At 40.1% G+C, this 23012-nt stretch carries 14 protein-coding genes and 4 pseudogenes; 10 read left to right on the top strand and 8 right to left on the bottom strand.

The features are described 5' to 3' along the window. Positions 1-23 precede the first annotated feature (23 nt). From AAFX60_012800 to AAFX60_012810, 3 genes and pseudogenes are all read right to left on the bottom strand, one after another. The gene (locus tag AAFX60_012800) at positions 24-521 is read right to left on the bottom strand and encodes a cyclin-dependent kinase inhibitor 3 family protein (GenBank protein ID XDF77502.1); all 498 of its coding nucleotides are present in this window, start codon (positions 519-521) and stop codon (positions 24-26) included. A 28-nt stretch (positions 522-549) separates the two neighbouring features. Next, a pseudogene (locus AAFX60_012805) lies at positions 550-1550 on the bottom strand (ArsJ-associated glyceraldehyde-3-phosphate dehydrogenase). Between the two features lie 12 nt (positions 1551-1562). Then, entirely contained in the window at positions 1563-1892 is a 330-nt protein-coding gene (locus AAFX60_012810; protein ID XDF77503.1) for a metalloregulator ArsR/SmtB family transcription factor, read from the bottom strand. 251 nt (positions 1893-2143) lie between these two features. Between AAFX60_012810 and AAFX60_012815 the strand changes: the two genes are divergently transcribed. Then, the gene (locus AAFX60_012815; protein XDF77504.1) at positions 2144-3118 is read left to right on the top strand and encodes a sensor domain-containing diguanylate cyclase; all 975 of its coding nucleotides are present in this window, start codon (positions 2144-2146) and stop codon (positions 3116-3118) included. Positions 3119-3126: 8 nt separating this feature from the next. Here AAFX60_012815 and AAFX60_012820 read toward each other — a convergent pair whose 3' ends face one another. Then, positions 3127-4314, bottom strand: coding sequence for a glyceraldehyde-3-phosphate dehydrogenase (locus AAFX60_012820; protein XDF77505.1), 1188 nt, complete (start codon positions 4312-4314; stop codon positions 3127-3129). A gap of 398 nt (positions 4315-4712) precedes the next feature. On the opposite strand from AAFX60_012820, the gene AAFX60_012825 reads away from it, so the two are divergent. After that, on the top strand, positions 4713-5939 hold the full coding sequence (locus AAFX60_012825; GenBank protein ID XDF77506.1) for an NAD(P)/FAD-dependent oxidoreductase: 1227 nt from the start codon (positions 4713-4715) through the stop codon (positions 5937-5939). A gap of 84 nt (positions 5940-6023) precedes the next feature. On the opposite strand, the gene glmS is transcribed toward AAFX60_012825, so the two are convergent. Then, positions 6024-7856, bottom strand: coding sequence for a glutamine--fructose-6-phosphate transaminase (isomerizing) (gene glmS / locus AAFX60_012830; protein XDF77507.1), 1833 nt, complete (start codon positions 7854-7856; stop codon positions 6024-6026). Between the two features lie 92 nt (positions 7857-7948). Beyond that, positions 7949-8710, bottom strand: coding sequence for a DeoR family transcriptional regulator (locus AAFX60_012835; protein XDF77508.1), 762 nt, complete (start codon positions 8708-8710; stop codon positions 7949-7951). A gap of 226 nt (positions 8711-8936) precedes the next feature. Between AAFX60_012835 and AAFX60_012840 the strand changes: the two genes are divergently transcribed. The 4 genes and pseudogenes from AAFX60_012840 (at position 8937) to AAFX60_012855 (ending at position 12478) form a co-directional block, all read left to right on the top strand. Next, complete coding sequence (locus AAFX60_012840; GenBank protein XDF77509.1) at positions 8937-9566, top strand: response regulator transcription factor; 630 nt, start codon at positions 8937-8939, stop codon at positions 9564-9566. Positions 9567-9690: 124 nt separating this feature from the next. Beyond that, a pseudogene (locus tag AAFX60_012845) lies at positions 9691-10313 on the top strand (MarC family protein). A gap of 183 nt (positions 10314-10496) precedes the next feature. Then, the gene (locus tag AAFX60_012850) at positions 10497-10763 is read left to right on the top strand and encodes a DUF4212 domain-containing protein (protein ID XDF77510.1); all 267 of its coding nucleotides are present in this window, start codon (positions 10497-10499) and stop codon (positions 10761-10763) included. 11 nt (positions 10764-10774) lie between these two features. Beyond that, on the top strand, positions 10775-12478 hold the full coding sequence (locus AAFX60_012855; GenBank protein XDF77511.1) for a sodium:solute symporter family protein: 1704 nt from the start codon (positions 10775-10777) through the stop codon (positions 12476-12478). Between the two features lie 76 nt (positions 12479-12554). On the opposite strand, the pseudogene AAFX60_012860 reads toward AAFX60_012855, so the two are convergent. Both AAFX60_012860 and AAFX60_012865 read right to left on the bottom strand, forming a co-directional pair. Beyond that, positions 12555-15994: pseudogene (locus tag AAFX60_012860) on the bottom strand (PAS domain-containing hybrid sensor histidine kinase/response regulator). A gap of 119 nt (positions 15995-16113) precedes the next feature. Further along, positions 16114-17255 (bottom strand): annotated as a pseudogene (locus tag AAFX60_012865) (3-phenylpropionate MFS transporter). A gap of 205 nt (positions 17256-17460) precedes the next feature. Between AAFX60_012865 and AAFX60_012870 the strand changes: the two are divergent. The 4 genes from AAFX60_012870 (at position 17461) to aroQ (ending at position 22997) form a co-directional block, all read left to right on the top strand. Continuing rightward, positions 17461-19293: a putative nucleotidyltransferase substrate binding domain-containing protein gene (locus AAFX60_012870; GenBank protein XDF77512.1), complete on the top strand. Its 1833-nt coding sequence runs from the start codon at positions 17461-17463 to the stop codon at positions 19291-19293. Positions 19294-19296: 3 nt separating this feature from the next. Then, entirely contained in the window at positions 19297-19938 is a 642-nt protein-coding gene (locus AAFX60_012875; protein XDF77513.1) for a 3'-5' exonuclease, read from the top strand. Between the two features lie 204 nt (positions 19939-20142). Beyond that, positions 20143-22092, top strand: coding sequence for an acetate--CoA ligase (gene acs, locus AAFX60_012880; protein XDF77514.1), 1950 nt, complete (start codon positions 20143-20145; stop codon positions 22090-22092). 455 nt (positions 22093-22547) lie between these two features. Next, a complete protein-coding gene (gene aroQ / locus AAFX60_012885; protein ID XDF77515.1) occupies positions 22548-22997 on the top strand; it encodes a type II 3-dehydroquinate dehydratase in 450 nt (149 codons plus the stop codon). Positions 22998-23012 lie beyond the last annotated feature (15 nt).

Consider the following 23012-nt stretch of genomic DNA (forward strand, 5'->3'; position numbering starts at 1 on the left):
TCTGAGACCTTATCTAAAACACATTACTTACCAGCAACAGCATCAATGTATTCAATTTGTACTGGCTTAGTAAAAGCACCTGGACGCAATGCTTGAACTTGCTGTTTAATCACATCGAGATCCCAACCTAAATCCAATAATAAATGCGCTGCAAGCAAGCCTGTTCGACCTGAGCCTCCCATGCAGTGCATAGCAATTTTATCGCCTTGATTCACCTCAGAAGTCAATGAAGCAGAGACTTGTTTCCACTGTTCTAAAAAATCGGCATCTGGCGCACAATCATCTTCAATAACTAATTGAATCCATCTCATGCCTAAGTGTTCAGTTTGTTCACCTAGTGTTTCGACTCCTTTCTCTTTGAGTTCGTCAAAACTCAAAGCCGTTACAATCGTCGTCACTCCTTGTGCTTTTAGTTGCTCTAATGAGGTCACTAAATCAACCCCTTTAGTTCCTGGGCATGGAGTTAAAACCAATGCACTACCATTGTCAGATACAGGTAATTCCCAAGTAGGATGTGTCATTTAAAATTCCTTAAACCAATGATTACTATTAAGCTAAACCAACATTACGAACTAACTCAGCAGTACGCGTTGCATACCCCATTTCATTGTCATACCAAGCGTAAATTTTCACCATACGTTTACCTACAAGCATAGTAGATGGCGCATCAACAATCGTTGAACGTTGGTCACCCTTATAATCAATAGACACTAATGGACGCTCTTCGTAACCTAAAATACCTTTTAGATCACCCTGTGCCGCATCCTTTAATAACTGATTTACTTCTTCTACTGTGGTATCTCTTTTTACTTCAAAGATAATGTCGGTGAGTGATGCATTCGCTAAAGGAACTCGAACAGCATGGCCATCAATTTTATCTTTTAGCTCAGGGAAAATTTCTACAATCGCTTTAGCTGAACCCGTTGTGGTTGGGATTAAGCTCATGCCACACGCACGTGCACGGCGAAGATCTTTATGAGGTGCATCAAGAATGGTTTGTGTATTGGTCAAATCATGGATGGTTGTAAATGCTGCGTTTTCGATACCTAACTCCTTATTGATAGCTTTAACAATTGGAGCGAGGCAGTTTGTTGTACAAGATGCCGCAGTGACAATTTGGTGAACAGCAGGATCAAAAATATCATCATTCACACCAACGACAATGTTTGCTACCCTTCTTCTTTTACTGGAGCTGAAACAACTACACGCTTAACACCTTGAGCTAAATATTTATCTAAAAATACACGCTTGCGGTGTACCCCCGTCGCTTCAATCACAACATCACAGCCAGACCAATCAACCGCATCGATGTCTTTTTCTTGCGTTGTTTTAAGAGTTTGACCTGCAATGATCATGTCGCTTCCATTGCTTGTCACTTCATGGTGCCAACGACCCTGAACAGAATCAAACTCCAATAAGTGCGCTAAAGTATGTGCATCACCCGCAGCATCATTGATTTGTACAAATTCAAGTTCAGGCCAATCAAATGCGGCTCTTAGCGCCAAACGTCCAATACGACCAAATCCGTTAATACCTACTTTAATTTTCATCTTAATTATCCTTTAACAGCACGCTTTCATTGCGTTTAATTTATCAGTGTCTTTTTGATATTGAGCCTGCAAACAATTCGATTGCTTCAAACCCTCTATAATTTTATTTAGCCAACCCGGTAAATTTGAACTAACTTGGTAATACACCCACTGACCTTCACGGGTATCAACCAACACACCAGATTGACGCAACTGAGCTAAATGACGTGAAATCTTAGGCTGACTTTCATCTAGCGCTTCCGTTAATTGGTTTACGCACAAGCGACCTTCACGAGCAATAAGCAATAAACAACGCATTCGCGTTTCATCTGATAACATTTTGAAAAATTGATGAGGTAACATACTCGGCCTTTAAATATGGATATATGCATTTCCATATATATTAGCAATAAGAAAATGCAAATCAAGGAAAAAATCAATTTAATACACAAGCTGTTGAATAAAAAGCAACGTAAATATGACATATGAGCGCTTATTTTCTAAACTACTCAATAAACCAAACCATTTTAAGTACAGTGATTTACATCATTGCAATTCATAAATGATAGCTTTATAAATAAGATGCCGTACTAATGATCTACATGGATGTTTATATGAATAGCTACTTTCCTCATAATTTAGATACAGAAAACAGCATCATTGACTTATCAAAGTGGCAGGAACTTGCTGATTTGATCGTCGATATATTTGGTGCTGATTGCGGAGCGATCATTAAATTTACCGGGCATTCATTTACCACCATGCTTAGTAGTCGCAACGAAGCGAGCTTTCTACACCAAGGAACAGAATGGTCTAGTGATAGTAAAAGTTTTTGTCGTACGATAATAAAAACAGGCAAGCCTTTATATATTGCAAATGCAGTTGAAGATGAATATTGGTTTGATGCACCTCCCGTCGTTAATGGACCAGTTCGTTCATATTGTGGTGTTCCAATATTTTCTCCTGATGGCAGTATTTACGGAACCATTTGTGCAATCGACACGAAAAGCACTCGTTATGAAGACGCCTTAACCAAACTGCTTCTGCATTTATCAAAACTCATCACTTCCGATTTAAAAATAGCAGAAAAAGCGGAACAACACAGATTGATGGCTCTCACAGACCAAACGACGGGTTTGTTAAATCGAAGAGGGCTTAATGTCCTTAGTGAACAAAAATTTAAAGACGCTAAAAGAAATCAAGATCATATTGGCGTGTTATATCTTGATATAGATAACTTAAAAATTATCAATGACAATTTTGGTCATCTAGCTGGAGATAAGTGCATTAAATTACTTGCTACTATCCTAAAAAAAATGGTCAGACAATCAGACTTAATAGCACGTATCGGTGGTGATGAATTTACCGTACTTGCTTTAATTAACAGTGAAAATACAAATGAATTAGACCACTTATCCATGCGTATACGTGAAGTTTATCAAAACGAAATTAAAGATAATGCTGAATTAAATATGAGCAATATTAGTATAGGTCAGCATCTTGTCTCTTATGATTCAAATGCCTCTCTAAAAGAAATGTTAGCTAAAGCAGATTCGCTCATGTACCAAGAGAAAATTGATAAATCATAAAGTAATATTTAAATGCCCATCCCAACTTGGAAATAAAGAGCTGTATCTTCTTCGCTAAACGCTAAATCGATCCCTGTTTTCATACCATAGCGACGAGCAATTAAATAACGGAAACCTACGCCATAAGCGTATTGTTCATCGCCTTTAAATAATGATTGATGTTGTGATGATGCATAACCTAAACCGGCAAAAACATTACTCGACCAACGAATGTTCCATTGGTAATTAACTTGCCCTTCAAGCGATAAGGTTTGCTCTCCTTGATATCGGTTTCTTGCTATACCACGCAGCTCAATATCAGGGTAAGCAGGAGGTGGCAGAAAGTTTTCGTCGGTATAGAGTGATTTATAATAACCTCTAGCCGCAACAGACCACTCAGGTGTCAGCGTCCAATAATGACGGCCTTTAATATTTAACGTATCAAAATCATAGTCACTTCCAATACCATCTCTAAACCAAATATACTCAACGGTATAATTCACTCCTTCGATTGGGTTTAAGAAGTTATTTTTGGTGTCGTACTCCATTAATAAACCAAGGCCCGATGCTGTTGGTGTCGTATTCCCCAATCGATTTAAAATTTCATCAGCTTTAGGGTGACTATTAATGCTCAATTCTGGTTGGAAATATTTCTGCACCGCTCCCAAAAACAAAGGGGTATCATCAACACGAAACTGAAGCTGCTGCATACCACCACCGCCACGCATACCAAATTCCACACCACTATTTCCAACAATGGGTTCTAGCGCCCCTGCATTATTCTTTTGGCGATAGAAAGTCATATTCATATCACCATAAGCCAAGCCACCCATGTAACGGATGCTATCTTTATTCCAAGTTCTTCTATGTCCAATGAAGCCCATCCATGTGCCATTTTCTGTTGCTAAACCACCAGCCACCGTTATTGCAGGAGTTAATAACTGAGCACCTCCATCCAAAGAGGTTGCCGCTAATTGTTTACGCTTTTCTCTCTGCTGATCAGACTCATGCAAAAACACACCAGCAAAACCGAAGCCATAACCTAAAGCAGGTTCGGTGATTAAAATCGGTACTGGCAGAAAGCCATAAGCATTTTCTGCGAGGTACTCCCCCATATCCAGTTTCCCGTCAATGGGATCATTAAAATCAACAGCTGAAGAAGCAAAAGAAACACTTAAGCTCATTAATACTAATAACCGAGAAGTATAAAACGACATCTAAAACATCCATATTTAAGAAGCAAACACATTGGTTGAAACTGGTAATTTATCGTCTAATCAACTTCATGACGGAGATAAATCAACTGAATAAAGTATGGCAATAAACATAATAAAAACAAGCCTACAATCCAGATACGACCTATATCATCCAGAACTATAACCTAGTTCTAATTTATTTTCTTTCCAACAAAATCGATACTTAAACAACATATATTTATTACTCATACGTAAAAGTGATTTTCATTTATTAGCTATTATCACGAATTAAGAAATAAATATAATAGCCGCATTGAAACTCAGCACACACTGTTGCGCTCTGTAATAAAGATTATTCTTTGGTTTATTTTCGAGTGATTTAGCTCCTCTTTAAGCCAAAATATTGTGAGAAAAATGCTATGTCCCGAATCATTGTTGTAGGCGGTGGCGCTGCTGGTCTAGAGCTATCAACCTTATTAACTAAATCAACCCGTAAAGAAGATGAAATCATTCTAGTTGAGCCTGAAACACATCACTACTGGAAACCTCGTCTGCACGAAATCGCAGCAGGCACATTTGATAGTGATTTAGATTCGGTTTGTTATTTCACTCACGGAGCTCATCACGGTTACCAACATTATCAAGGTGCGATGACGGGAATCGATCGTGAAAATCAAACACTATTAGTTCGTCGTCCAGATGGCACAGAATCAGGCTTAAGTTATGATTATCTTGTGGTTGCTATTGGCGCAATCAGTAATGATTTTAATACCTTAGGCGCTCAAGACCACTGCCTATTTTTAGATTCAGCAGGTCAAGCACGCCAAGCGTGGAATCAAATTAGTCAAATCTTACGTGAAGGCAAAAACAGCACAATAAACATTGTAGGAGCTGGTGCTACTGGTGTTGAGTTAGCAGCTGAATTAGCTCGAGTAAGTAAAAAATTAAAACGCTATAACGCGTCATCTCTTAATATTAATTTAATTGAGGCGGCGCATCGTGTATTACCTAACAGCCCACAAAAAATGTCTGATAAGGTATTAAAAGAATTAGAAAAAAATGGCGTAAATGTATTACTAGAAACTCGCATTAGTGAAGTAACTGAAAACGGTATGCGAACGGATGTTGATAAGTTTCTTGGTGCTGATATCCAATTTTGGGCTGCGGGTGTAAAAGCGCCGGATTGGCTAAATGGTATTGGGAACTTAAGCTACAACCGTATGAACCAAATTAACGTGAACCAAAACTTAAGTTCAACCGAAGATCCTCGTATCTTTGCTATTGGTGATTGCGCAGCTATTCCACAGCCTGATGGTTCTTTTGTTCCACCAAAAGCTCAAGCGGCTAACCGTGCAGCAGTTCACTTAGCGAAGAGCTTAGGTCGTTATTTACGTGGAAAAGAGCTAACGGATTTTATCTTCCAAGACAGTGGAATGGTGGTTGCTGTTGGTCATCATTTTGCCGTTGGTACTTTTGCTCCAGGGACACGTTTAGAAGGAAAATTAGTGTTACAAGGTCGATTAATTCGCCGTTTATACGACACGATTTTCCGTCTACACCAACGCACTGTGACAGGAATGTTTACGGTCTCTCGTTTAATGATCACTAAACGCTTAAAGGCCTTCTTTAAACCGGCAGGAATTTAATTTCATGGTTCTAAAGAGATAAGTAAAAAACGGCAACCTTATTTTAGGTTGCCGTTTTTTATTCCATTATAAGGCTATTAAAGCTTACTCCACCGTCACCGCTTTAGCTAAGTTACGAGGCTGATCGACATCCGTTCCTTTGATTAGTGCAACATGGTACGAAAGCAACTGCATCGGAATCGTGTAGTAAATTGGAGCAGTAATATCACTCACATGAGGCATGGTAATGATCTTCATGCTTTCATCCGCTTCAAAGCCCGCTTGCTCATCAGCAAATACATACAATAAACCACCACGAGCACGCACTTCTTCTACGTTTGATTTTAGCTTTTCTAGTAAATCATTCGTAGGCGCTACCACCACCACTGGCATTTCTGCATCAATAAGCGCTAGTGGGCCATGCTTTAACTCACCTGCTGCATATGCTTCAGCATGAATATAAGAAATTTCTTTTAACTTCAGAGACGCTTCAACAGCGATTGGATAAAACTCCCCACGACCTAAAAATAAGGTGTGATGTTTATCTGCAAAATCTGGGGCTAACGCTTCAATCTCTTTATCAAATGATAATGCTTGCTCAATTTGAGCAGGTAACGCATGCAGCGCTTCAACAATCTCTTTTTCTTTCTCTTTTGAAATACGATTTTGTTGTTTACCTAATGCCGTTACCAACATAAGTAATGCAGCAAGCTGAGTCGTAAATGCTTTGGTTGACGCTACACCAATTTCAGTTCCTGCTCGTGTCATAAAGGCAAAATCTGACTCACGAACCAGAGAAGAACCCGCTACGTTACATACCGTCATAGCTCCCATGTAGCCACGCTCTTTAGCTAAGCGAAGTGCTGCTAACGTATCCGCCGTTTCACCTGATTGCGATAACGTAATTAATAAACTATTTGGACGGGTTACAAATTTGCGGTAACGGAACTCAGAAGCAATTTCCACATCACAACTAACACCAGCTAATGACTCAAACCAGTAGCGTGCTGTCATCCCTGCATTGTAAGAGGTACCACAAGCAATAATTTGTACGTGTTCAACCTTGTTTAAAATCTCAACCGCATTTACACCAATACTTTCTGTTACAACAGAATCATTAGTAATGCGCCCTTCCATGGTATTAATTAACGCTTTTGGTTGCTCAAAAACTTCTTTTTGCATGAAGTGACGATATTGCCCTTTATCACCCGCATCATGCTCTGCATTTGATTCCGTAATGGCACGTTCAACCTGCTCACCACGAGCGTCAAATACACGGATTTCACGACGAGTAATCTCTGCAACATCCCCTTCTTCAAGATACATAAAGCGACGAGTTACATTTAATAGCGCCAGTTGATCGGATGCTAGAAAGTTTTCACCAACACCACAACCAATAACAATTGGACTACCCGATCGAGCAACAACCAAACGTTCTGGCTCACGACGGTCCATCACTACTGTACCGTAAGCACCTTCTAGCTGAGTTGCTGTTTTCTGAACCGCTTCAAGCAATGAACCAGACGAACGCAATTCCCATTCAACCAAATGAGCAATAACTTCGGTATCGGTTTGAGATTCAAAAATATAGCCACGCTCTTGTAATAAAGTACGTAATGACTCGTGATTCTCAATAATACCGTTGTGAACCAGAGTAATATCCCCTGATACGTGTGGGTGTGCGTTCACTTCTGATGGTTCACCATGTGTAGCCCAACGTGTATGAGCGATACCTGTACCACCAACAACATGCGCAGTTTCAACCGCATCAGCAAGTTCTTTTACCTTACCTAAACGGCGAATACGCGTGTAATTATGCTCAGCATCAACAACGGCAACTCCAGCAGAGTCATAACCGCGATACTCTAAACGACGTAGGCCTTCAACTAAGATCTCAGCAACATCTCTTTGTGCTACCGCACCAACAATCCCACACATGGCGACACTCCATTATTCTAAATATATAATTTTTTTACTTTTAACCGTAACTCGACAGCAATAAAAACAACGGTTAAAACGAAACGTAATAGTTAAGCTCTAATCACTTTTACGTTGTGTGATTCAATTTTTTGCTGCTGCTCTGGGCTTAAATCATTATTGGTGATCAGCACATCAATGCTTTCCCATGGCAACTCTACATTCGGGATTTTTCGACCTATTTTTTCTGATTCAACCATCAAAATGACCTCACGAGCGACTTCTGACATCACTCGACTTAAACCAACAAGCTCATTGAACGTTGTGGTCCCTCGCTCTAAATCAATCCCATCCGCCCCAATGAACAACTGATCAAAATCATAGGATCGTAATACCGATTCAGCCACTTTTCCCTGAAACGAATCAGAGTGACTATCCCATGTTCCCCCCGTCATTAATAAGGTTGGTTCGTTTTCAATCTCTTGTAATGCATTCGCAACAGGCAATGAGTTTGTCATCACAACTAACCCATTTCGTTTCGACAACTGATTAATTAATGCAGCGGTTGTACTACCACTATCAATAATGATCCGATTATGATCTTTAATCAGTTCCACTGCTGCCACGGCTATAGATAACTTTCGATTCGAAACTTCTTCACAATTATCTTCTTGAATGATATTTGACGGCATTAAAACAGCACCACCATACTTACGCATTAGTAGCCCATTTTTCTCTAACTCAGTTAAGTCTTTCCTAATGGTAACTTCAGATATATCAAATAAGTCTGATAAATGTTCTACGCTCACTTCACCTTGTTCTGTTAATAAAGAAAGGATCATATGACGGCGTTGTTTTGTATTTCTTTTTGACATAAAAAACTCAATAAGTTTCGATTTGAAAGAAGTTTAGTTTCGTTTTATTTAATTGTCTAGCCCTTCAAATTAATTCGTTTTAAATATTAAGATCCTTATAAAAATGCGATTCAATGCTTTAGAGATAATGAGTTAGAGAGGCAGCTCAGATTTTAGCGACTAAAAATTGCTCAAAACACAAGAGGATGTTAATTTTATTTTATAACTTATAAGGAATCTTGTAGCCATGGACGACAACTACACTATTATCATTGCAGACGATCACCCCTTATTTCGCAATGCACTTTTTCAATCTATCCACATGGCAATCAGTGGTGCAAACCTACTAGAAGCTGATTCATTAGAGGCGTTATTAAAAGTATTAGAGAAAGAACCTGAACCTGATTTACTGCTCTTAGACTTAAAAATGCCAGGTAGTAATGGCATGTCAGGATTAATCCAATTACGCTCTCAATATCCTGATTTACCCATTGTGGTTGTCTCTGCGAGTGAAGAAGCAAGTATTGTCTCTCAAGTTAAAACCCATGGTGCATTCGGTTTTATTCCTAAATCCAGTGACATGAAGTCGCTTATCGGGGCACTTAATCAAATTTTAGCGGGGGATTCCTATTTTCCTGCAGGAGCAATTAAGAACTCAGCAGCTTGCGATGATTTAGCGACAAAAATAGCCGCGCTAACGCCTCAGCAATATAAAGTACTCGGAATGTTGTCAGATGGGTTGCTCAATAAACAAATTGCGTATGATTTAGAAGTATCAGAAGCCACAATAAAAGCACACATGACAGCAATCTTTAGAAAGTTAGGAGTGAAGAATCGCACTCAAGCCGTCATTCTTTTACAACAAACGGAAAGTTAACCAAGGTATAACACTCTAGACGCTAAAATAAATTAAACTCTCTTCTACGCTATACCAATCAATATGACTTCACATCATTGATTGGTATTCCATCCCTCTGTGTAACCTAACCTCTGGGAGAATCATGATAAGTATCCTCGTAACTCAATTTGTTGTTCTTTGGGCCGTAATTGACCCTATTGGCTCAGTTCCTGTCTACCTTTCACAAACTCAACACCTTTCAGCTAAGCAACGTAAACTGGTTGCCCTAAAAGCCGTTGCTATCGCTACTTTAGTTTTGCTCTTTTTCCTCATCGTTGGTCAATTATTATTAGAAGCAATGCAAATCCCATTACCGGCTTTTCAGGTTGCGGGTGGTTTAGTGCTATTAATTTTTGCTCTCACGATGATCTTTGGCGAAAGTAAACCAGAGCAAGAACAAAAAATGAGTGAGGAAATGAGTCATTCTGATCTTGCTGATCTTGCCGTATACCCTCTAGCTATCCCATCTATCGCTTCACCGGGGCTATGATGGCTATCGTCATGCTGACCGATAATTCTCGTTACTCCATACTTGATCAATCAATCACAGCGGGTGTCATGCTCGTTGTTCTATTGATAACGTTAGGTTTATTGCTTGGAGCTACATTTATTCAAAAAGTCATTGGTAATGTTGGGGCCGCTATTATTAGTCGAGTCATGGGGTTAATTTTGGCTGCTGTTGCTGTAAATAACTTACTCATGGGAATTAAAGATTTCTATTTTTAATCGTTAGACCTTGGTATTAATTAACACAGTATTAACATTGAAAATTCAATAACCACTTCACATAAAACGCTCATATTTTGGGCGTTTTTCTTTATCCGCTCGACTAAAGTTGCACTGTTTTCCTTTTATTCCGCTGCTAACCTCTTTTATGTTACAAACTTTTAACATAAAAAGGAGCTGGCTATGGCGTTTGAAACACAAGAACAAGCACAAGCCTACTGGAAAGAAAATTTGGGGATCATGGGCAGCTTGCTTGCGATTTGGTTCTTAGTCTCGTACGGCGCAGGGATATTATTTGTTGATGCACTTAATACCGTTCAATTTGGTGGATTCAAATTGGGGTTCTGGTTTGCTCAACAAGGTTCAATTTATACCTTTGTGGCACTGATCTTTATCTACGTTGCACGCATGAATGCACTAGATAAAAAATACAACGTACAGGAAGACTAAGAGGAATTATCATGGGTATCCAAACTTGGACGTTTATACTAGTCGGTATTACCTTTGCGCTCTATATAGGGATTGCGATTTGGGCTCGCGCCGGCTCAACAAGTGAGTTTTATGTTGCTGGTGGCGGGGTTCACCCTGTAGCTAATGGCATGGCTACGGCAGCCGATTGGATGTCTGCAGCTTCATTTATTTCAATGGCAGGTATCATTTCCTTTGTTGGTTATGATGGTGCTGTATATCTTATGGGTTGGACTGGCGGTTATGTACTGCTCGCTCTCTGTCTTGCTCCTTATCTACGAAAGTTTGGTAAATTTACCGTGCCAGATTTTATCGGTGAACGTTACTACTCCAAAACCGCTCGTATGGTTGCGGTATTCTGTGCCATCTTTGTTTCTTTCACTTACGTGGCAGGGCAAATGCGTGGTGTAGGTGTGGTGTTCTCTCGATTCCTAGAAGTAGATATAAACATCGGTATCATTATTGGTATGGGTATCGTATTTTTCTATGCGGTACTGGGTGGTATGAAAGGCATCACTTATACGCAGGTAGCTCAATTCTGTGTCCTCATTTTCGCCTTCCTTGTACCTGCAGTATTCACTTCAATCATGATGACAGGTAACGTATTCCCACAAATTGGTATGGGATCTACGGTTACTGGCTCTGAAGTCTACTTATTAGATAAGTTGGATGGATTAACCACTGAACTCGGTTTTACCCCATACACTGACGGATCTAAGAGCATGGTTGATGTCTTCTTTATCTGTGCAGCACTAATGGTGGGTACGGCTGGACTTCCTCATGTAATTATTCGCTTCTTCACAGTACCTCGTGTTAAAGATGCACGTATCTCTGCCGGTTGGGCATTACTGTTTATCTCATTCTTATACACCACTGCGCCTGCGGTTGCTGCGTTTGCTCGTGTAAATATGATTGAAACCATTAATGGTCCAGATAGCCAAGGGGTTGCAGCAGCAGATGCACCCAGCTGGTATAAAAACTGGGAAGACACAGGTCTCGTTGGTTGGGATGATAAAAATGGCGATGGCAAAATGTTCTACTCTGGTGATGAACGTAATGAAATGGACATCAACCGAGATATCATCGTACTGGCATCACCTGAACTGGCAAACTTACCAAACTGGGTTGTAGCACTATTAGCTGCCGGTGGCTTAGCTGCCGCGTTATCAACAGCTGCGGGTCTACTACTGGTAATCTCAACATCTATCTCCCATGATTTATTGAAGAAAGGCTTTAAGCCTAACATGACCGACAAACAAGAGCTACTCGCCGCCAGATTAGCTGCCATCGTTGCTATTGTTGGAGCTGGTTATTTAGGGATTAATCCTCCAGGCTTTGTTGCACAGGTGGTTGCCTTCTCCTTCGGTTTAGCCGCAGCGTCCTTCTTCCCTGCGATTATTTTAGGTATTTTCTATAAGAAGATGAATAAAGAAGGGGCGATTGCCGGTATGATTTCTGGTGTTACCTTTACCACGGCTTATATTGTTTACTTTAAGTTCATTAACCCAGCAGCAAGCACACCTGATAACTGGTGGTTTGGTATCAGCCCAGAAGGAATTGGTACGCTAGGTATGTGTGTGAACTTCATTGTTTCAATTGCAGTAAACAAAGTAACCGCAGAAGTACCTAAAGACGTTCAAGATTTGGTTGAATCTATTCGTTTCCCGAAAGGTGCAGGCGAAGCGCACGATCACTAATAACAAGTTAATAATGACTTAAATGAATAAGGGAGTAAGCAAATGCTAACTCCCTTTTTTATCACGTAAAAATAAACTAAGAGCTAGCATGACGGTTCAACACTGCTCTTAATTTCAATGGTTTTACTGGCTTTGAAATAAACCCAAACCCATTACTTTTGATGCTATCTAGCAATTCTTCAGTCTTATCTGCACTGATCATCACCCCTTCGAACTGGTTACCTAAACGCAAACGGCATTGCTGCAATACCTCTAATCCTGTTCTGTCGTTATCTAATCGATAATCAGAAAAAATCACATCTGGGATCCAGTCACCTTCCAAACAATGCAAGCTACCAAATAGATCCGTTGCGGTTTTCACTTCACAACCCCAACGAGAAATCAGAGACTCCATACCAACAAGAATATCAGGCTCATTATCAACACATAGTACTCGTACTCCACTTAATGGTAATTCAAGCTTTGGAGTTACCGTAGGCATTTTACTCTCAACCAGAACTCCTCTCTCAAGTGTCACCGAAAATACCGATCCTTTATCAAGCCATGAACGCAGTGAAATCGTATGCCCTAATACATGAGAAATACCACGAGCAATCGCCAATCCCAAACCTAACCCTTGATCTGCTCGACTTTGATCGACCCGAGTAAACTCATCAAAAATCGCCTGCTGTTTCTCTTCTGGAATACCGATACCATTATCCCAAACATCAATTCGGATTTGGTCTCCTACTCGCCTTGCTCCGAGCACCACTTTTCCTTGAGGGTTATATCGAAACGCATTAGTTAAAAAGTTTTGTACCACTCGACGTAATAATTTTGAATCTGACTCCACCACTACATCAGAATGAATCACTGAAAAATCAATATTCTGCTGCTTGGCTAAAGCCCCAAATTCCGCTTCTAAATTAGAAAATAATGTCCCTAATGAAAAACCTTGAATGTGTGTTTCTAACTTACCCGCTTCCAAGCGAGAGATATCAAGTAAATCACCAATTAACTCTTCTGCGGCTCCTAAAGCACTTTCTATATGCCCTGATATTTTTTGCGTTTCTTGATCTTTTGCAACTTCATTTAATGAAGAAGCAAACAGTCGAGCCGCATTCAATGGCTGCATTAAATCGTGACTTACCGCAGCAAGTAGACGTGTTTTTGATTGAGAAGCCAACTCTGCACTTTGGGTTGCACCAACCAATCGCTGATTTAATTTTTCTAATTCTTTGGTTCGTTCATGGACTCGTGATTCAAGAGTCTCATTGGTTTCTTTTAACGCTTTTTCTGCCTGTCTAAAGACGGTGATATCGGTAAAACTCATTACAAATCCACCATTGGGCATCGGGTTTCCCTGAACCTCGATAACTTGCCCATCAGCTCGAACACGAGAAGATACATGGCGAGTTCGCCTCTCCAAATGCTCTACTCGACGCTTTACGTGCATTTCAGGATCACCCGGCCCACATAACCCTTGCTCAGCATTGTGGCGGATCACATCGGCTATTGGTCTACCCACTTGAATTAACCCCGGAGGGAAAGTAAATAACTCTAAGTAACGTTGATTCCATGCCACTAATTTCATCTGCTTATCAACCACAGCAATACCTTGGCTAATATGCTCAATCGCCCCTTGCAACAATCCTCGACTAAAATCATACAACTCAGAAGCTTCATCAACGATGGTTGCCACCTCCTCCAACTGCATATTGCGACCCTGAAGTGCCGAAGTTAATACTAAACGAGAAGAAGAAGCCCCAAATACACCCGCCAAAACACGCTCGGTATGACGAATTAACGCAGAGCTAGCTTGCTGTTGTGGTTGTAATGTTTCACCTTGTTGATTCGAGAATTGACGAAAGGCTTTTTGTGCACGTCTACGCCCAACAAACCGTGAAGCTAACATTTCTAATTCACCCACCGTCACGCGAGTTTGATACACACTCACATCTTCATTTTCAGGCAATGGAGCACCAACAAAAGAAGCCGCTTGTAAACGTTCACTCAATGAGGCTCGAGTCACTAAAGAAACCAAGATAAAGAGAATAGAATTCAAACTAAGACTGAGCATCATTCCCCAATCCGATGTCATCACATTAAGAGATTGCAACCACTCAGGAGGGGTGATGACCCACAGCAAAAAGTTATTTTCAGCGCTGCCAGCAAGCATTTGAGTTTGGCTCATTAACGTGATTAGCCACACAAGGAAACCAATAATTAAACCTGCATATACGCCTTTTCTATTTCCTTGTCGCCAGTACAAACCACCGATTAATGCTGGGGCAAATTGCGCTATAGCAGCAAACGCCAATAACCCAATAACGGATAACGAATCAATAGAATCGAGGGCTTGATAAAACCCCCATGCTCCCAATAACAGAAGTAAAATGAGTGCTCGACGAATAGAAACAAGCAAATGAGAAAAATGACTAAAAGTACGTGATGTCGTTTTTACTTTGCGTAACAACAAAGGCAACACCAGATCATTAGAGACCATAATAGCCAATGCGATGGTTGATACGATCACCATTCCACTGGCGGCGGAAGTCCCTCCAACAAAGGCGAGCAACGCCATATTCTCAGCACCAACAGAGAGCGGAACACTAATAACAAAACTATCACTAACACCACCTGAGAGCAGCGCTTGTCCTGCCAAGAAATAGGTAAAACAAACAAACCAATTAAAACTAAATAGCTTGGAAACACCCAGCGAGCAGTTCTTAAATCCTGCGCTTGTTCATTCTCTACGACTGTCGTGTGAAACTGACGCGGCAAACAAACTATCGCCGCCATAGTTAAAATCGTATGAAATAAAAGCGTGATTACATTTGGAGATTGATACGTTTCTTTGGCTATAGAGAACAAATCCACCTTAGGTTCTGAGTAAGCCAAATAAAAAATAAACACGCCAACCATTAAAAAAGCAACGAGCTTAACGATCGATTCAAAAGCCACCGCCATCATCAAACCACGGTGATGCTCTGTAGTATCAATGTGTCGAGTTCCAAATAGGATTGTAAAAATCGCGAGCGCTGCACCAACAAACCAAGAGATATGCCCATCTTGATACCCAAAGTCTTGCGCTAAATTAGGCGCAACCAGATCGAGTCCCATGGTGATCCCTCGCAATTGCAAAGCGATATAAGGAAGAATCCCGATGACGGCAATGATGGTTATAACCCCAGCAAGACCTTGCGATTTCCCATAACGTGCTGCAATAAAATCAGCTATTGAAGTGATGTGCTCACGCTTGGCAATCAAAATAATACGAGCCAAAAAACGCCATGCAAAAACAAAAACAAAAATAGGAGCAAGATAAATAGGAAGAAAAGACCACGGGTTATTAGTGGCTTGGCCTACGGTGCCATAAAAGGTCCATGAGGTGCAGTAAACAGCAATTGAAAGGCTATAAATCCATGGGCGGTATTGAGCTAACCACCCTTTTTGACGATCACCATACCAGGCAATTAAAAATAATAATCCCAAATACGCCAGCGAAACTGGCACCACAATCCATCCTTGTGTCATCACTCATCCTTGGTGAGACCATTCTAGCGATATAAAAAACGCCAGAAGGTGCATTTATTCTGTAGCACCATTCTAGCGTTTAATTATTGCTTCGTTTTTATACAAGCTGACAAATGTGATTAAGACTTCACTTTATCGAGTTTAATCAACAAAGCGAATACCCCCATCGCTGCCATCAACCAGAATATATTCGCTCCCCACGCTTCGTACCCCAACCACTTAAGGTTGTCATTAATGCGATGAATGCGCCAAGCGGAATCGCATTATATAGCGCTTGTAATGCCACCATTTTATTTTGTGGGAATTTTTGAATGTATTGAATTGCTGCAAGGTGAGCCATTGCGAATGTCACGCCATGTAAGGCTTGCACTAATACCAAAGCAAATAATTCTGTGGTTGCGGCAGTTAATCCCCAGCGAATCACAACACCAATAGCAGCAACTTTAAATAAGGTTGATGTTTTCCAACCTGCAAATAATTGCTTACTAAACGCAAATACCATCACTTCAGCAACAACACCTAAGCTCCATAAATAACCAATGGTACTTTCTTGGTAACCAGATTCTTTCCAATAAATTGAACTAAAACTGTAATACGCTGCATGACTACCTTGAATTAATGCCACCAACACAATGAATTTCACAATTGGAGCTTCAGTTAATAGAGCTAATAATTTTGGTCGTTCATTATCTTCATCTGATACCGACACTGGCATTGGATTAGGATTTCGCATCACTAACACTAACGCCGCTAATATACCGGCAATCGCCGTGTAGACGATCATATCGGTACCAAAACCCGATACCAAATAACCAACAACAGTGGAACCAGCAATAAAACTAACTGAACCCCACAAACGCGTACGCCCATAATCTAATAAGTTATTTTTCGCGTAGTAGTTAGTCATCGCATCGGATAACGGAACCGCTGGACCACAGGATAAATTGAATAAAACGGTAACGATAGCAAGCCACCAAAAGCTCGCCCCATTAACTAAAAAGAGAGCAAGGGCTATCAAAGAGGCTAAGGATAATAATCGCAACGCAGGTACTATGTGTTCAACGCGATGCAACCTTGGTGTAATCACCAAATTAGCAACACAACGAGTTGCAAAACCTAACCCAATAAGAACACCAATATCTCCGGCAGAAACACCTTGTTCTTCAAACCATAACGCCCAAAAAGGTAAATAAACCCCATAAGCAAAAAAGAATCCGCCAAAATATTGAGAGATCCAAGCAAAAGGTGAAACCCGTAACATGATGATGTCCAAAAGGAAGTAAAAAGAGGCGGTTATTATGGCATCGTATTGATTTATAAAAAGGGAAAATAGAACAGAAGAAAAATGCACCTTTTAAAATGTGACTTTGGTTTCATATTCATACCAATCTCCTAGACTAAAGTCGTCTTCATTATTGCTCACTTTTTCATGAAAATAAGGGAAATTGCTGACTAAGGATGGGGCCATGCCAAATGACATTAACTTTTCACTTGCTCCGTTTAACCGACTAACTTCAGAGCAACAAGAAATAATCACGAAAAATACGGATATTGCTTACTTTCGAGTAGGCGATACGATTATTCATGAAGGTCAAACGTCAGACAATCTATTCATTATCATGAAAGGATCCGTTGAAGAGCGCTCAGATACCAGTGGGGAAATTTATGCCCACTATACCCATGACGATATTTTTGATGTGCGCTCTCAATTTGAACATCAAGTAAAACACAGTTATATCGCTCTAGAAGATACCCTTTGCCACCTGCTTCCTACTCAACTTTTTCTTAAGTTATATAATGAAAATCAAGCCTTTTCTGACTACTTCAATAGCAGTCTAGCCAAACGAAAAGCCTTACTTACTCAAGCTCATCAGCAACAGAACTTAGCCGAATTTATTCTCACAAAAGTCGATGATGAAACAACTCAACAATGCCTTATCGTCGATAGGAATACTCCCTTACAACAAGTTACTCAACTTCTGAAAGACAATAACATGGATGCGTTATTTGTTGAGTTAAACCAATATGATACTCGTCATCAAGAAGCTCAGAACAATTTACCTTTTGGTATTGTCACTCGCACAGACTTACTGCACGCCATTATGATTGATGGGTATGCGGCAAACCATCCTGTAGGAGCGATTGCAACTTATCCTATTGTGCATATTCAACAACAAGATTATTTGTTTAATGCCATGATGCTAATGACACGCCACCACGTAAAAAGAGTTGCAGTACTAAATAAAAACAAACTGATTGGCATGCTTGATATGACGCAAGTGCTAAGCCTATTTTCAACTCACTCACATGTTCTTACCTTAAGAATTGCTCGCGCCGAACATATTGATGAGCTTGTCTTAGCAGCAAATACTCAAACTCAACTCGTAGAGACCTTAATCAGTAACGGCATTCGAACGCGTTTTATTATGGAGCTTATTTCAACGGTAAATGAACAGATAATCGAAAAAGCATTTAGCCTAGTGGTACCCAAAAGCTTACATGATCATTGCTGCCTGATTGTGATGGGGTCAGAAGGTCGAGGTGAGCAAATTTTAAAAACCGATCAAGATAATGCACTGATCATAAAAAATGGTCCTGAATGGCATAACTTGCCCCAATTAATGAGCCAATTTACGCATACCTTACAGCAACTCGGTTATCCATTGTGCAAGGGAAATGTAATGGTCAGTAACCCTCTTTGGGTAAAAACAGAACATCAATGGGAGAAACATATTCAGAAACTGTGTGCCGAACCAAATACTGATAATATGATGAATCTCGCTATTTTCTCAGATGCTCAAGCTGTTGCAGGAAATCAAGCACTACTGTCTCCATTAAAGCAAATATTGATATCCAAACTCAAAGAGAATGAGATTGCTCTCAGTACTTTTTCTCGACCAGCCCTTCAATTTAATCTGCCATTAACATTTTTTGGAAATATCAAAACAAAAAAAGAAGGGATTGATATTAAGCAAGGAGGCATATTCCCCATCGTTCATGGAGTTCGAGCGCTATCTTTAGAGCAAGGTATTGAAGAAACAAACACTTTTAAACGTATCAATGCACTACGTAAACACAACGTATTAGAGCACTCTACAGCAGATAATTTAAATGAAGCACTAAAGTTGTTTTTTAAGTGGCGTTTGCGCCATCAACTACAAGAAAAAACAGGTATTCCAAGTAACCATATTCATATTGACCGCCTCGACCGTACTGAGCGAGACCTCTTACGCCACAGTTTACACATAGTAAAAAAATTCAAAGAATGGCTTGGTTATCATTACCAAATAAGGGATTAAAGTATGAATTATTTACAACGACTATGGTGGCAATATAAATTACGAACTCATGAAAATTTATCCCTTTTTCATCATTATTCTGGCGATGAGTTGGTGTCTATTGATTGTGAAACAACGAGTCTAAACCCCAACCATGCCGAATTGGTTTCTATTGCTGCTATCAAGATTAAAAATAACCGAGTGTTAACCAGTCAAACTATTCATTTAAAGCTGACGCCACCACAAAGCCTAAACTCCGATTCAATCAAAATACACCAACTAAGGCATCAAGACTTGTGTCATGGATTATCTGAACAACAAGCAATGACTCAATTGCTTGAATTTATCGGTAGTCGCCCTATTGTTGGATACCATATTCGCTATGACAAAAAAATTTTAGATCGAGCCTGCTTGCGTCATTTTTCTCACCCTTTGCCCAATTCACTGATTGAAGTTAGCCATATCTACCATAATAAATTGGAACGACTGCTACCCAATGCGTATTACGATTTAAGTATTGAAGCTATCTCCAAACATTTAGAGCTCCCACAAACTGAGAGGCATGATGCACTTGAAGATGCGATAGCGGCTGCGCTTATTTATGTTCGTTTAACCCATGGAGACTTCCCTGACATTCCCTCGAGTAAAAATGCCCATAGTTACTGATCTGTGTCTCAAAAAACGACTGATTTCCCCATCAATATTCAGTAAACCCTTCTTTCTCTGACTAAAGTCTAATTGTTGAAAAACCATTTCTAGCTGAAAGTAATATCAACCCTACAAATAAAAAAGCAGTGCCAATGACGGTGCTGACTGAAATCCAATAATAAAATGAATCTGGATATTTGCTGTATTCACAAGGAGAACAACATGAGTGAGATTCACGTGTACCCGGTCAATCAAGATATCGCTAATAATGCACACGCTGATGATGATAAATATCGTGAAATGTACCAGCAATCCGTTATCAACCCTGAAGGCTTTTGGCGTGAGCATGGACAAATTGTTGATTGGATGACTCCTTACACCAAAGTTAAAAATACCTCTTTTGATACGGGTCATGTTGATATTAAGTGGTTTGAAGATGGTGAGCTTAATGTATCGGCAAACTGTATTGATCGTCACTTAGCCACCCGCGGTAATGAAATTGCCATTATTTGGGAAGGCGATGATCCACAAGACGATGCATCTATTACCTTTAATGAGCTGCACGAACAAGTTTGTAAATTCTCTAATGCATTAAAAAGCCAAGGCGTTCGTAAAGGCGATGTGGTTTGTATTTATATGCCAATGGTAGCAGAAGCGGCTGTTGCAATGCTGGCTTGTACTCGCATCGGTGCCGTTCATACCGTGGTATTTGGTGGATTCTCTCCAGAAGCTCTCGCAGGTCGAATTATTGATTCAGATGCGAAAGTGGTAATCACTGCCGATGAAGGCGTTCGTGGCGGGCGTACCGTTCCACTGAAAAAGAATGTCGATGATGCACTGAATAACCCTGAAGTCACTACCATTGAAAAAGTCGTTGTATTCCAACGTACAGGCAATGACATTGAATGGGTTGAAGGACGTGATGTTTGGTGGCATGAAGCAACCGCGGTTGCTTCCCCTCATTGTGAGCCTGAAGCAATGAATGCCGAAGATCCACTATTCATACTCTATACCTCGGGTTCAACAGGAAAACCTAAAGGTGTACTTCATACCACTGGCGGCTACCTTGTTTATGCTGCAATGACCTTTAAATATATTTTTGATTATCAAGAAGGTGAAGTGTTCTGGTGTACCGCAGATGTAGGCTGGATCACAGGCCATACTTACTTAATTTATGGTCCTCTTGCTAATGGTGCAAAAACGATATTGTTTGAAGGTGTGCCTAATTACCCAAGCACGAGCCGCATGAGTGAAGTAGTAGACAAGCATAACGTTAATATTCTATACACTGCACCAACAGCCATCAGAGCACTAATGGCTCAAGGTACTGAAGCAGTTCAAGGTACATCGCGCAGCTCATTACGAGTAATGGGTTCAGTAGGCGAACCAATCAACCCTGAGGCGTGGGAATGGTATTACAATACCATTGGTGATGCTCGCTGCCCGATTGTTGATACATGGTGGCAAACAGAAACTGGCGGCATTTTAATTTCCCCTCTTCCTGGTGCAACGGCCTTAAAACCAGGTTCAGCAACTCGTCCATTCTTTGGTGTTCAACCCGCTTTGGTGGATAACATGGGCAATATCATTGAAGGTGCTACTGACGGTAACCTTGTTATTACCGACTCTTGGCCGGGACAAATGCGTACCATTTATGGTGATCATGACCGTTTTGAACAAACCTACTTTTCTACTTTTAAAGGCATGTATTTCACCAGTGATGGCGCTCGACGCGACGAAGATGGTTATTACTGGATCACAGGACGTGTTGATGATGTATTAAACGTATCTGGCCACCGCATGGGAACAGCCGAAGTTGAATCTGCATTAGTGGCGTTTGATAAAATTGCTGAAGCTGCAATTGTTGGCGTACCACATGATATTAAAGGGCAAGCGATTTATGCCTATATCACCCTAAATTCGGGCGAAATTCCAAGCGCAGAGCTACATAAAGAAGTCAAAGACTGGGTTAGAAAAGAAATTGGACCGATTGCTACTCCTGACTTTTTACATTGGACTGATTCATTACCTAAAACCCGTTCAGGCAAAATTATGCGTCGAATCCTTCGTAAAATAGCGACAGGTGATACCTCTAATCTAGGAGATACCTCGACACTAGCTGATCCAAGTGTGGTTGATAAGCTGATCGAAGAGCAAAGAAAGATAGCTTAACTAAATATAAGCGTTCTAAAACATAACATTAACGCGTAAATTTTAATTAAAAGTCATCATAGATTTTCTGTGATGACTTTTTTGATGTGACGTTTAGCTCAAATTTACAGATCTCTTATTTCTTTCCTTATTCCTTGCTAATAAACAAAATCAAAAACAGTATAATTACTCAACAAGTTAGAAAGTATTTGTTAACTAACAGATAATACTGCAGAACTTTGTTACTTTCTTTGGCTCTAATTATCACTTTTGAGTCAAAATGTGTTCTATTCTCTATACTCGATATGAAACTTAGAGCTGATAAGACCAGTATTTTGCTGCGATTTGCTGTGAATTGTCTATAATTGCTTTTTATGTGGTATTGCAAAGTGAAAAATTGCAATAAACCAACAAATCGAATATAAAAGATGTGCTTTTTTTACTTTAACCGTAAAAACAAGGAATTTAGCATCACAATGTCTACTCAATCGCGAATTTTAGTTCTTAATGGACCAAACCTTAATCTATTAGGTTTGCGTGAACCTGCTCATTATGGCAGTCAAAACTTAGAGCAAATTGTTAATGCTTTGACTATTCAAGCCGATGCTTTGGATATAAAACTCGAACATTTACAATCTAATCGTGAGTATGAGTTGATTGAAGCTATCCATAATGCTTATCAACGTATTGATTTCATTATCATAAACCCTGCAGCTTTTACGCATACGAGTGTTGCCTTACGCGATGCTCTACTTGGGGTTAATATTCCTTTTATTGAAGTACATTTATCGAATGTCCACGCTCGTGAACCCTTTCGCCACCACTCTTATCTTTCCGATAAAGCCGTTGGTGTCATTTGTGGTTTAGGGGCCGATGGTTACGAATTTGCTTTGAATGCAGCAGCAAAACGTCTGCGTTCAAATTGATCACTGAATATAAAC

This window comes from Aliivibrio fischeri, assembly GCA_038993745.2.
GTDB classification, from domain to species: Bacteria; Pseudomonadota; Gammaproteobacteria; order Enterobacterales; family Vibrionaceae; genus Aliivibrio; species Aliivibrio fischeri_B.

Bases quoted from the DNA above. Each gene is read 5' to 3' on its own strand.
- AAFX60_012800 (XDF77502.1), bottom strand. From the start codon at position 521: ATGACACATCCTACTTGGGAATTACCTGTATCTGACAATGGTAGTGCA.
- AAFX60_012810 (XDF77503.1), bottom strand. From the start codon at position 1,892: ATGTTACCTCATCAATTTTTCAAAATGTTATCAGATGAAACGCGAATG.
- AAFX60_012815 (XDF77504.1), top strand. From the start codon at position 2,144: ATGAATAGCTACTTTCCTCATAATTTAGATACAGAAAACAGCATCATT.
- AAFX60_012820 (XDF77505.1), bottom strand. From the start codon at position 4,314: ATGTCGTTTTATACTTCTCGGTTATTAGTATTAATGAGCTTAAGTGTT.
- AAFX60_012825 (XDF77506.1), top strand. From the start codon at position 4,713: ATGTCCCGAATCATTGTTGTAGGCGGTGGCGCTGCTGGTCTAGAGCTA.
- glmS (XDF77507.1), bottom strand. From the start codon at position 7,856: ATGTGTGGGATTGTTGGTGCGGTAGCACAAAGAGATGTTGCTGAGATC.
- AAFX60_012835 (XDF77508.1), bottom strand. From the start codon at position 8,710: ATGTCAAAAAGAAATACAAAACAACGCCGTCATATGATCCTTTCTTTA.
- AAFX60_012840 (XDF77509.1), top strand. From the start codon at position 8,937: ATGGACGACAACTACACTATTATCATTGCAGACGATCACCCCTTATTT.
- AAFX60_012850 (XDF77510.1), top strand. From the start codon at position 10,497: ATGGCGTTTGAAACACAAGAACAAGCACAAGCCTACTGGAAAGAAAAT.
- AAFX60_012855 (XDF77511.1), top strand. From the start codon at position 10,775: ATGGGTATCCAAACTTGGACGTTTATACTAGTCGGTATTACCTTTGCG.
- AAFX60_012870 (XDF77512.1), top strand. From the start codon at position 17,461: ATGCCAAATGACATTAACTTTTCACTTGCTCCGTTTAACCGACTAACT.
- AAFX60_012875 (XDF77513.1), top strand. From the start codon at position 19,297: ATGAATTATTTACAACGACTATGGTGGCAATATAAATTACGAACTCAT.
- acs (XDF77514.1), top strand. From the start codon at position 20,143: ATGAGTGAGATTCACGTGTACCCGGTCAATCAAGATATCGCTAATAAT.
- aroQ (XDF77515.1), top strand. From the start codon at position 22,548: ATGTCTACTCAATCGCGAATTTTAGTTCTTAATGGACCAAACCTTAAT.